This window comes from Streptomyces sp. NPDC046821, assembly GCF_040645335.1.
Taxonomy (GTDB): Bacteria; Actinomycetota; Actinomycetes; order Streptomycetales; family Streptomycetaceae; genus Streptomyces.
In genome coordinates this window covers 42,984-54,544 of the sequence record NZ_JBEYYB010000006.1, presented here as the reverse complement: position 1 = coordinate 54,544, position 11,561 = coordinate 42,984, and the positions used below count along the sequence as shown (strand labels likewise).

Annotated in this window: 7 protein-coding genes; 2 read left to right on the top strand and 5 right to left on the bottom strand. The window is 70.6% G+C overall.

Going from position 1 to position 11,561, the window contains the following annotated elements; translation table 11 throughout:
- Positions 1-124: 124 nt before the first annotated feature.
- Positions 125-2,149, bottom strand: coding sequence for an NB-ARC domain-containing protein (locus ABZ893_RS13205; protein WP_361401471.1), 2,025 nt, complete (start codon positions 2,147-2,149; stop codon positions 125-127).
- 343 nt (positions 2,150-2,492) lie between these two features.
- On the opposite strand from ABZ893_RS13205, the gene ABZ893_RS13200 reads away from it, so the two are divergent.
- Positions 2,493-3,047 (top strand): DUF6529 family protein, encoded by a 555-nt coding sequence (locus ABZ893_RS13200; protein ID WP_361401468.1) that lies wholly within the window; start codon positions 2,493-2,495, stop codon positions 3,045-3,047.
- A 28-nt stretch (positions 3,048-3,075) separates the two neighbouring features.
- Here the strand turns inward: ABZ893_RS13200 and ABZ893_RS13195 are convergent, their stop codons facing one another.
- The 4 genes from ABZ893_RS13195 to ABZ893_RS13180 form a co-directional block, all read right to left on the bottom strand.
- Positions 3,076-5,088 carry a phosphocholine-specific phospholipase C gene (locus ABZ893_RS13195; RefSeq protein ID WP_361401465.1) on the bottom strand — a complete coding sequence of 671 codons (2,013 nt, stop codon included), beginning with the start codon at positions 5,086-5,088 and terminating at the stop codon, positions 3,076-3,078.
- Between the two features lie 108 nt (positions 5,089-5,196).
- Entirely contained in the window at positions 5,197-7,236 is a 2,040-nt protein-coding gene (locus ABZ893_RS13190; RefSeq protein WP_361401463.1) for an acetate--CoA ligase family protein, read from the bottom strand.
- Positions 7,233-8,399 carry an acyl-CoA dehydrogenase family protein gene (locus ABZ893_RS13185; protein WP_361401460.1) on the bottom strand — a complete coding sequence of 389 codons (1,167 nt, stop codon included), beginning with the start codon at positions 8,397-8,399 and terminating at the stop codon, positions 7,233-7,235. The genes ABZ893_RS13190 and ABZ893_RS13185 overlap by 4 nt, the downstream gene beginning before the upstream one ends.
- 30 nt (positions 8,400-8,429) lie before the next feature.
- Positions 8,430-10,016, bottom strand: coding sequence for an APC family permease (locus ABZ893_RS13180; protein ID WP_361401458.1), 1,587 nt, complete (start codon positions 10,014-10,016; stop codon positions 8,430-8,432).
- Positions 10,017-10,165: 149 nt separating this feature from the next.
- On the opposite strand from ABZ893_RS13180, the gene ABZ893_RS13175 reads away from it, so the two are divergent.
- Positions 10,166-11,560, top strand: coding sequence for an FAD-dependent oxidoreductase (locus tag ABZ893_RS13175; protein WP_361401455.1), 1,395 nt, complete (start codon positions 10,166-10,168; stop codon positions 11,558-11,560).
- Position 11,561: the final 1 nt, after the last annotated feature.

Sequence of the window (11,561 nt, the reverse complement as noted above, 5' to 3'; positions counted from 1 at the left end):
ACACGGCGTGAGCGTATGGCGGACCGTGCCTCCGTTCGAGCCTGCGGGTACTCGTGTCGGAGGACGGGACGCGCCCCCGGACCGGTGGTCCGGGGGCGCGACGAGCGGCGGCACACTCACGGTCTCAGAGGCCGGGGTGCCCCTGGAGCGCCAGCGCGAGCCCCTGTTCGGCGTCGTCGGTCAGAGCCCGGTGGTACGCCGTCTCGTAGGCGTTGTCCCCGGCTGACGCGCGCGCCAGCTGCTCCCACTGGTCGCGGATCTCGGACAGCTCCGGCGTGCCGCGGTTCGGGTGGCCGAGCATCCGCCAGTAGGCGTGGCCGGTACCGGAGGTGCGGGCCGCCTCGACTCCGTGACCCTGCGCCGCGTTGGCCCCCGTGAGGAGGTCGAGGCCGAGGGCGATGCCCAGGTTGTCGTTGAGGTTGTGCTTGCTCTCCAGCATCGCGCGGGCGTGGATCTCGGCCTCGTGGGGGCGGCCCTGGAGGAGGTTTATGAACGCGAGCTGGTGGTCCGCGTAGGCGCGCGCCCAGTGCTCGCCGTACTCGTGGCTGAGCTTGCGCAGGCTGGTCGCCTTGTCCAGCGCCTCGTCGAGGCGGCCGAGTGCGGAGAGGGCGAAGGTTCTGATGACCAGGCAGCACAGCTGCGGGGCGCCGGTCGGCGGGTCGGTGGCACACGTGCTGAGAGCGTGCTCGCTCACGTCGTACGCGTCCTGCGGGTTCCCGGTCATGAGGTGGGTGAGACCGAGCGTGTGGGCCGCGAAGAGGATCGACTGGGGAGAGCCGTCCCGCTGGGCGGCGAGCGCGCACTCCTCGCCGACGCGCAGGGCGGTCTGGTGGTCGCCCTGGAGGGTCAGCGTGATCCCGAGCGCCCACAGCGCCCGCGTACGGGACGGGCCTTCGGGGGTGTCGAGGGCGAGCGCGCGCTCCAGGTAGTCCCGGGACTCGTAGAGGTGTCCGCAGCAGGGCCAGAACAGGCCCGTGCGCCCGGCCATCTCCACGGCCCTGTCCACGTCCTCGACGAAGAGGAGGTCGAGCGCGGCGCGTACGTCGGCGTGGCTGTCGGAGATCCGGCTGTACCAGGCGACCTGCTGGTCGCTGAGCCAGCCGGACTCGGCCCGTCCGACGATGTCGGCGAAGTGGGCGGCGTGACGCTCGGCCAGGATCTGCTGCTCGCCCAGCTCCTTCAGCCACAGCTCCCCGTACTCGCGCACGGTGTCGAGCATCCGGTAGCGGTACCCGTCCCGCTGGAGGACCGACTGGTTGGCGAGCCGTTCGAGGATCATCGGGATGTCGTCGGGGTGCAGGGGGCCGCCGGCGCACACGGAGCGGGCGTCGACCTCGTCCACGGGGCCGTGGAAGACGGAGAGCCTGGCCCAGACGAGGCGCTCCAGCGGCGCGCAGAGCTCGTGGCTCCAGCCGATGGCGGTGCGCAGGGCCCGGTGGCGCTTGGGCCAGATGGTCTCGTCGACGAGGGTGTCGAGGCGCGAGGTCAGCCGCTCCTCGATCTCGGTGAGGCTGTTCTCGCGCAGCCGCGCGCAGGCCAGCTCGACGGCGAGGGGGATGCCTTCGAGACGGCGGCAGATACGGGCGATGATCTCGCCGGCTTCGGGGGAGTCGATGGGGACGTCGGGCGCGTCGGTGGCGCACCGCTCGCGGAAGAGCCGGACCGCCTCGTCGTCACCGTCCTCGTCCTCGCCCGTGGACAGCGGAGACACCTCGACGCAGTGCTCGCCGTACACGGAGAGGGGCTGTCTGCTGGTCGCGAGGACCGTCAGGTTCGGGGCGGCGGTGAGGAGTTCGGTGACCAGCTCCCAGCACGCGTTCAGGACGCGCTCGCAGCAGTCGAGGACGAGGAGCACGCGCCGGCCGGCCAGCCACTCGCTCAGGGCCTCGATGGGGTGGCGCGGATTGTGGTCCAGGAGGCCGAGCGCGTCGGAGACGGTGGCGGTGAACAACCGGTCGTCGTAGAGGTGGGACAGATCCGCCCACCACACCCCGTCCGCGTATTCGTCCCGTACCTCCTCGGCGGCGCGCAGCGCGAGCCGGCTCTTTCCCACACCGCCACTGCCGGTGAGGGTGACCAGGCGGTTCATTTTCAATGCCTGTCCGACAGCGGCGAGTTCGCTGTCGCGGCCGACGAAGCTCGTCGTCATGACGGGGAGATTGCCTACCACGGGCCCATCTTGCCGTGTCGTCGCTGGTGGCCACACCCTCTCGCGGGAAACGGTCAGAAATGATCAGAATCGGCCGCCAGTCGATCCGGAGTCTCGGCTTCCCCTGGTGGGGCCGGAAACGCGCTCCTGCCTTGCCTGATCGACTTCCAGGACCCGCGGTCCGTCCGGGCCGGCCCGCTCCACGATCGTGGAGCGCGCCTGTGAGGTGCGTTGACATCCCCGGCGTGTCACCTTCGTAGTGAGGCCAGGCGTGCCGTGCGAGGCAGGCCGCCCGCCACTGGAGGATGGAGACACAGTGACGCGTCGCGGTGACGAATCGCCGATGCCCCGCCCCGGCGCGCGGGTCCTGCCGCTCCTGGCCGGGGCCCTCCTCGTGGCCGCGGTCTTCGGCGGCCTCTACGCGTTCGGCCGGACGCACACCCCCGACTACACCGCGGCCCTGTTCGGCCGGCGCGGCCCCGACGCCAACGAACTCAAGGCCCGGCTCGGCAGCGCGCTCATGGGCCTCGCCGTCGCCCAGGTCCTGCTGGCGCTGTGGATGTACGGACGAATTCCGCGCGTCAGCGCGGCGCCCCACCCGGTCCGCCTCGCCCACCGAACCATCGGGTATGTCGCGTTCCTCCTGTCCGCCCCCATCGCCTACCACTGCATCACCGCGTACGGGGTGTCGTTCCTGACCACCCGGACCGCGCTGCACTCCGTCACGGGGTGCGCCCTCTACGGCGCGTTCGTCGCCAAGGTGCTCGTCGTGCGCAGCCGCCGGCTGCCGGGCTGGGCGCTCCCGGTGGCCGGCGGCGTGCTCTTCCTGGCGATCGGCGTGCTCTGGTACACGGCCGCGCTCTGGTACCTCAACGGGGACCAGGTGCCCGGCTTCTAGGGGTGGTGCTTTATGCGGGGGTGCAGCCTCAGCCGCTGACGGACGCCGCGCCGGTCTCGATGTGGCCCGTGTAGCGACGGGACCACGTCGAGTCCGTGCTCGACGTGACCGTGAAGTCGTACCAGCCGTTCTGGTACGCCACGGCGTTGAAGAAGTCCTCGGTCGAGCCGCCGGCGGGAACGGTGTACGTCCAGGGGCCGTCCGTGCGGTAGTTGTTCGACGTGATCGTGAACTGGGCCGCAGCAGTACCGGAGTTGGTCATCTTGAAATAGACCGCAAGCTTGCCGGTGCCGGGCTCGACCGCATACCGGGCCGCCACCTCGATCGCCTTGCCCGCCTTCGTGGCGTCGCCCTTGAAGCGGCGCAGGAAGCGGTTCGGGCCCACCATCGTGAGGTCGTACGCGCCGGAGCCGTACCCCGTACCGATGTTGAAGAAGTCTGTGGCCGTGCCGCCCGCGTCGAGCGTGTACTGCCACGGTGTCGTGTCGCGGTAGGCGTTCGGGTGGATGGAGAGGTGGGCGGCGCTGCGGGCCGGGGCGCCCTGGTTGGCCATGGCGAACCAGGCGAGGATCTTGCCGCCTGCGCCGAACTCGAAGTGGTCGAGGTTGCCGTTGGGCTGGTACGGCAGGGCGCGGGCGGGGCGGGTGCCGGGTTCCTGGGCGGGCAGCGCGTTGGTCTGCGGGACCGGGTTGGGGAGCGGGCCGCAGGTGCCGTAGCCGATGACCTTGGTGGCGGGGAGGCCCGACGGCACGCCGTACACCGGTCTGGTGAAGTCGAACACGCCGGTCAGGTCGCCCGTGACCTTACGGCGCCACGCGCTGATGTTCGGGCAGGACGCCGGGGTGCCGAGCGCGGCAGACCATGTCTCCAGGAACCGCAGTACGGAGGTGTGGTCGAAGACCTCCGATGAGACCCAACCGCCCCTGGTCCAGGGAGACATGACGAGCATCGGGACGCGGAACCCGAGACCGAACGCGGTCGAGTTGAGGAACTCACCGGCCGTACCGGCGGGCGGGGACGGCGGCGGGACGTGGTCGAAGAAGCCGTCGTTCTCGTCGTAGTTGAGGAAGAGGACGGTCGAGTCGAACACCTCGGGCGAGGCGGCCAGCGCGCGGTACACCAGGTCCACGAAGTGGGCGCCGTCGCCGGGCGGGGCGTAGGGGTGCTCGGAGAACGCCTGGTTGGCGACGACCCAGGACACCTGGGGAAGTGTTCCCGCCAGGGCGTCCGCCTTGATCGCGGCGGCGATGTCGTCGGGCGTGGAGCCGCTCACCGGGGGGACGGATCCCATGCCGAGGTCGTGCAGCGGGTCGCCGGGCGGGGCGGAGGTGAACTTCGAGAAGTAGGCGAGCCCGTTGTCCCCGTAGTTGTCGTTGGCGTTCTGGTAGACCTTCCAGCTCACCCCGGCCCGCTGGAGGGCCTCGGCGTACGTCTCCCAGGTCAGCCCCTTCTCCTCGCCGCCGTCGTAACTGGTGCCGTCGACCTTGCCGCTCCACAGGTAGGTGCGGTTCGGGCCGGTCGCGCTGAGCGTGGCGCTGAAGTAGGCGTCACAGATGGTGTAGTTGTCGGCCAGGGCGTAGTGGAACGGTATGTCGTCGCGGTCCAGGTAGCCGAGCGTACGGATGTTGCCGACGCCGGAGACCCAGTTGTCGAGCCGGCCCTTGTTCCACGCGGAGTGCTGGGACGACCAGCTGTGCGGCAGGTCGCCGTTGCACTGGGCGAGGGTCTCGCCGTCGGCACCGCCCGCCGGTGGGGTGGAGCTGAGCTTCCACGGGTACTGGCGTCCGGTGCCGTTCGGCTGGTTGAAGACGGGCTGGCCGCCGGAGAGCGTGATGCCGCTGCCGTCGCCGAATCCCCGGACGCCCTTGAGCCGCCCGAAGTAGTGGTCGAAGCTGCGGTTCTCCTGCATGAGGATCACCACGTGCCTGACGTCCTTGATGGTGCCCGTGGTGGCCGCGCTCGCCCTGGTGGCGGGCAGCGCGGCCCCCGCCGCGATCCCGGCGCCCAGCGCGACAAAACCTCTGCGACTGATCGGTGTCATCGATTCACCCCTTGTCTCACGCGCGATGTACGGCCTGACACAACGGGCAGCAGAGTGCCGACACTCAAAGGTCTGCGGCTAGACCTCTACGGGGTCGAGTTTATGAACTCAGTCTGTATGTGCGGGAGTTGTAGTGACGACGAGGGCGTCGACCGCGAGTGCTCCTTCCGGTGAGACGCGGACCGGGTTGATCTCGATCTCGGCGATGTCGTCACGGTCGGCGATGACCTCGGCGACGGTGACGACGGGCGCGGCCAGCGAGTCGACGTCGACCGGCCGGCTGCCGCGCCAGCCGTCGAGCAGCGGCCACGACCGGAGCCGGCGGATCACCGCGTGTGCGGTGGCGGGGGTGCAGGGGGTCAGGCCGAGGGCGAGATCCTGGGTGAGTTCCGCCTGTACGCCACCGGCGCCCACCATGACGACGGGGCCGAACGACGGGTCGCGCCGCGCGCCGACGATGACTTCGACCACGCCGGGACGCCGGTCCATCTCCTCGACCACGTACCGGTGCGGCCCGAGCCGGGCCACCATGTCGGCGTAGGCGGCGGCGAGTTCGGCGGGACCGTGCAGCGAGGTGGCCACTCCGCCGTGCTCCGACTTGTGCTCCAGCCAGTCGGCCTTGAGTACGACGGGGGTGGACAGGGTGCGGAGCGCTTCGCGGGGATCCCGTGTGCCGGGGGTGATCTCGACCGCGCGCGGGAACGGGACGCCCGCGTCGGCCAGGAGGCGTCGGGCGGCCCAGTATCCGGTGCCTGGCGGAACCGTGGATGTGTGTGGGGGTTGCCTTCGTGCCCTCGGCTCGGGTGCCCGGCTGAAGCGATGCGCCGTCGCTATGGCCCGCATTGCCGACTCGATATCGACGTACGTCGGTACTCCGGCTGCTCGCAACTCCCTTGTGGTGTCAGTGTTTTCGGCCATCGAGTGCACGGCGATCGGCATCCCACGTGCGGCGGCCGTCGCGCCGATGGCACGCGCCACCTCCGACTCCGCCGCCTGATGCGCGGGGATGTCGCGCCCGTAGCTGCCGAAGTACCCGCTCAGGACCACGGTGTCAGCGACGTCCGTGAGTGCCTCCGGAATCGTGGCGTACGTGGTGATGTCCTCCTCGCCCGCACCCGCGAGGTCGACCGGGTTGGCCACGGCCGCGTGCGCAGGGAGGTGCCGTGACAGCCGCTGCTGGACCTCCGAGGGGAACTGCCCGACGGCCAGGCCCAGGCGGGCCGCCGTGTCGGCGGCGACGGCACCCTGCCCGCCACTGTCGGCCACGATCGCGACCCGGCGGCCCCGCACGGGAGCTGCGCGCACCAACAGCTGTGCTGCATCGACGAGTTGGGCTGGTGTATCGACCCGCACGGCACCGACCGCACGGCACGCCGCGTCCACGACGTCGAGGGCGGAGGTCATGGACCCGGTATGCGAACGGGCGGCCTGGCGCGCCGCCGGGCTGGCCCCGACCGTCAGCAGAAGCACCGGCTTGCCCGCCTCCCGCAGAAGCTCCAAGGCGTCGAGCAGTCGCTCACCGTCACCGAAGCTCTCCAGGTACAGGGCGACGACGCGCGTGGCCTCATGATGCGCCAGGTCCGCGAGCAGTTCGGCGGCACACACGTCGAGCTGGCTGCCGACCGAGACGAACCTGGAAACACCGATCCCGGCGTCCGCCGCCATCCCGGCGAGTTCAAGGCCGAGTTGCCCGCTCTGCGACACGATGGCGAGGGAGCCAGGCGTGAACTGCCCCCAGGCCAGCTCCAGTTCGCTCGACGCGTCGTAGAGCCCGAGGCAGTTCGGGCCGACCAGACGGGTCGGGCCCGCCGAGACCAGCACGCGGAGCGCGGCCTCGTCCTCGACACCCCCGGTGATCGCGAGCAGTCCTGGCACCCCCAGCTCGACGGCACGCGCCACACCGGAGGCGAGAGCGGCGGCGGGCACCGCGAAGGCGACCAGGTCGGGGACCTCGGGCAGCGCGTCGAGGCCGAGGTGGGTGCGGCGTCCCAGAACTTGGCCGCCGCGCGAGTTCACCAGATGCACGCGGCGCCGGTGCTCGCCCGAGACGGCGCCCCGGGCGAGCCAGTGGCCCCACTTGGCCGGATTGTCGGTCGCGCCGACGACGGCGACCGACCCCGGGGCGCGGAAGGCGTCGAGAGTCGTCATGACTTGGCGAGCGCCCGGGAGATGACGAGCCGCTGGATGTCCGAGGTGCCTTCCTCTATTTCCTCCAGCTTCGCGTCACGCATCCACTTCTCCGCGAGAAACTCCTGCGAGTAGCCCCAGCCGCCCAGCGTCTGCACGGCGGCCCAGGTGTTGAACATGGCGTTCTCCGAGCCGGTCAGCTTGGCCATGGCGGACTCCGCCGTGACCTTCTCGCCCTGGTCGAACAGGCGGGCCGCGCGCATCGTCATCAGGTGGGCGGTGTCGGCCCGCGCCGCCATGTCCGCGAGCCGGAAGGCGACCGCCTGGTGCTCGATGATCGGCACGCCGAACTGCACGCGTTCGCGGGCGTAGTCGACGGCGAGGTCGAGAGCGGCTTGGCACAGGCCCGCGCAGGACGCGCCGATCAGGATCCGCGAGGCGTCGAAGGTCCGCATCAGGCCGGAGAAGCCCTGGCCCTCCTCGCCGAGCCGGTCGGCGACGGGCACCCGGACGTTGTCGAGGAACACCTCGGCGTTGACGATCGCGCGCTGTCCCATCTTGCGCATCGGTTTGCCCACGGTCAGCCCGGGGGTGTCCCGGTCGACGACGAACGCCGTCACACCGCGCGACCGCAGCGCCGGGTCGACCGTGGCGAAGACGACGAACCGTTGCGCGTAAGGGGCGTTGGAGATCCACGCCTTCTGGCCGCTGAGCACATAGTGGTCGCCGTCGCGCACCGCGCGGGTGCGGATGCCGGCGGCGTCGGAGCCGTGGTCGGGTTCGGTGACGGCGAGCGCGGTCAGCGGGGGAGTGTCGGTGGTGAGGGGCCGCAGCCAGCGCTCCTTCTGCTCGGGTGTGCCGAGTTCGAGTACCGGGTCGGCGAAGAAGCCGCTGGACGTCAGCAGGTTGCCGATGCCGATGTCGCCGTGGCACAGCTTCTGCTGCACGAGCACCTGCGTGACCATGTCGGTGACTCCGCCGCCGCCGAACTCCGCCGGGATCATGAAGGCGGCGAGGCCGGTCTTGGCGGCCTTGTCCCACAGGTCGAGGGGCGACTCGGTCTGGGCGTCGTCGACGGCGCGGGCGCGCGGGCGGATCTCGGCGGCGGCGAAGTCGCGGGCGAGCCGGATGAAGTCGTGCTGCTCGGGCGAGAGGCCGAGCACGTCACGTACGGGGAAGGGCATGGTGAACTCCAGGAGGGGGCACTCGGAGGGTCACTGGGGGACGGTCTGGTGGGGCGGCGCGGGCGATTCAGCGATGGGCTCGGGCTCCTGGGGCGCGCCGGTGAAGAACCCCGGTGCGCGTCGCGCGTACGCCAGCATCAGCAGATAGCCGAGAACAAGCGTGCCCACGCCGATCACGAACACGCCGCCGACGTGCCAGTGGGGAGAGAACGGGAGGGTCCAGGACGTGTAGCTGTTGGCCGGGTCCCAGTCGTTCTTGAGGCTCCACACACCGGCCGCCACGAGGATGAGACCGCCGAGCGCGGGCAGGGTGACGCGGAGCCAGAAGTCGGCGGCGCTGCGCCGCCATTGACCGCGGTACGCCCAGGCCGAGGTGATACCGGTGAGCCCGTAGTAGAACGCGATCATGAGGCCGCACGAGGACACCGCGTCGCCGATGACCTGCCCGTGGCTCAGGAAGTTCATGACGATGTAGGCGAGGGCGCCGGTGACGCCGATGGCGACGGTGCCGAACTGCGGGATCGAGTAGCGCGGGTGGACCTTCGCGAAGGCGCGGGGTGCGGCTCCCCGGCCGCCCATGGCCAGGAGCGTACGGCCGAGAGAGAGCACGGTCGTCTCGGTGGACGCGGCGGCGGAGGACAGCACCATCAGGACGAGCAGGTGCCAGAGGAACGAGCCGAAGCCGCTGTCACCGAAGACCGACCTGCCGATGGCGGAGAAGACATCACCGAAGTTGGCGGGGTTGCCGAGGCCCGTGCCGGTCGTGCCGATGCCGGCGTAGGACAGCGTGGCCACGGTCGCGACCAGGTAGAGCACGAGCAGCATGACCGTGGAAGCGATGGCGGCGACGCCGGGGGTGCGGTGCCGGTCGGTGGTCTCCTCGTTGACGCTGAGGGCGGTCTCCCAGCCCCAGTAGATGAACAGCATCAGGACCAGGCCGCTGACGAAGGCACTGGGGGACGGGATCTCGAAGGGGTTGAGCCACGACAGGTGCGGACGGCGCGCGCCGGGCGGGGCGTCGCCGGTGTAGACGCGTACGAGGGCGACCACCGAGAAGACGGCGAGCATCGCGAACTCGAGGAAGAGCAGGGCGCGTTGGACCGCCGCCGCCACCTCGATGCCGCGATAGCAGACGGCCGTCATGAGCGCGATCCAGCCGAGTCCGACCAGGAGGACCCAGGGGCTGGCCGGGTCGTTCCCGATGCCCTTCGCGCCGAAGAGGATGAACACGTACTGGCCGGCGACCTGGGCCAGGCTGGCCACCACCAGGATGAACGAGGTGATGACGGCCCAGCCGCCCATGAAGCCGACGCGCGGGCCGAGCACGCGGCTCGCCCAGGTGAAGATGGTTCCGCAGTCCGGCTCCTGCCGGTTGAGTGCGGCGTAACCGAAGGAGACGAAGAGGATCGGGACGAACGCCAGCAGGACGATCGACGGTGCCTGGAAGCCGACGAAGGCCACGATGAACGCGAGCGTCGCGGCGAGGCTGTAGGCGGGGGCGGCTGAGGCCACCGAGAGGATCAGGCTGGTGGTCATGCCGAGTGCGCCGGTGCGCAGGCCCTTGCCCTGCGCGCTGTCCGGTGCGGTTTCTCGGGTGGTGCCCGGGGACGTTGCCATGAATCGGACCCCCTGTCCGGGGTGGGCGGCTGATCGCAAGATTGATTCGTGGGTCAATGATGCTGGCGCGCTGAGGCCTGTCAAGGTTTCCGGCCAGACCTTTCGCAAGTATTGACTAGCTGTTCAGTCTTGCGACAAGCTCTGCGGCCATGTGGGAACAGACCGAAATGGACCTGGTCGAATCCGAGGTCGTCATCGTGGGCGGCGGTTACGCGGGACTGGCCGCGGCCCTCCAACTCCACGACAGCGGAATCGACTTCACGCTCATCGAGGCCGCCGACCGGGTCGGTGGCCGCGTACTCACCGAGACCACACCCACCGGCGTCACCCTCGACCACGGCGGACAGTGGATCGGCCCGACCCAGACACACCTGCGCGCCCTAGCCGACCGCTTCGGCTGCGGCACCTTCCCCACCTGGGAGACCGGCAAGCACGTCGAGGTGTGGCACGACGGCCGGACCGTCCCCTACGTCGGCGCCGCGCCCGACGACGGCCCCGGCATCGCCGAGTACAACCGCGTCGCCGACCTCCTCGACGAACTCGCCCGCACCGTCGACACCACCCACCCCTGGCTCACACCCCGCTTCGCCGAGTGGGACGGGCAGACCGCCGACTCGTTCTTCCGCGCACAGACCGACGACGCCGACGCCCGGCGCCGGCTGGCCCTCTCCGTCCAGGGCCTGTGGTGCGCGGAACCGTACGAGATCTCTCTGTTCCACGTGCTGTTCTACATCGCGGCGGCCGGCGGCTACGAGCAGCTCATGGAGACCCGCGACTGCGCCCAGGACAGCCGGTTCACGGGCGGCGCGGCCGGTCCCGCCCGCGCGGTCGCGGACCTCCTCGGCGACCGCGTCCGCCTGAACACGCAGGCCCGCTCCATCGAGTACGACGGCGACGGCGTCCGCGTCCATACCGCGACCACCGTCTTCGAGGCCCGCCGCGCGATCATCGCGATGCCGCCGCAGGCCGTCCGGTCTCTGCACTTCATGCCCGGACTGCCCGTCAGCAGGGAGGGCTGGCTCTCGCACAGCCCGATGGGCCGCGTAGCCAAGGTCCACGCGATCTACGACACCCCGTTCTGGCGCGACGCGGGACTCTCCGGCGTCGCCACCCTCTACGACGACGGCCCCGTGGGCGTCGTGTTCGACAACTCCCCGGAGGACGCTTCGCACGGTGTGCTCGTCGGCTTCGTGTACGGGGACCGGGTCACCGGCTGGTGCGGCCTGGACGACGCCCGCCGTCGCGAGACCGTCCTCGCGAGCTTCACCTCCGTCGTCGGCGAACGTGCCGCCCGCCCGCTCGACTACACCGAGAAGACCTGGTCGCAGGACCCCTTCGCGAAGGGCGGGTACGAGGCCTACGTAACTCCCGGCGGCTGGACGGGATATGGGCGGCGCGGCTGGCGCGAACCCACCGGCACCCTGCACTGGGCCGGAACGGAGACGGCTACTGTGTGGAACGGCTACATCGACGGTGCGATCTCGTCGGGCCGGCGCGCGGCGGACGAAGTGGCCGCCGCACTCTCCACTCAAGCGGAAGGCTGAA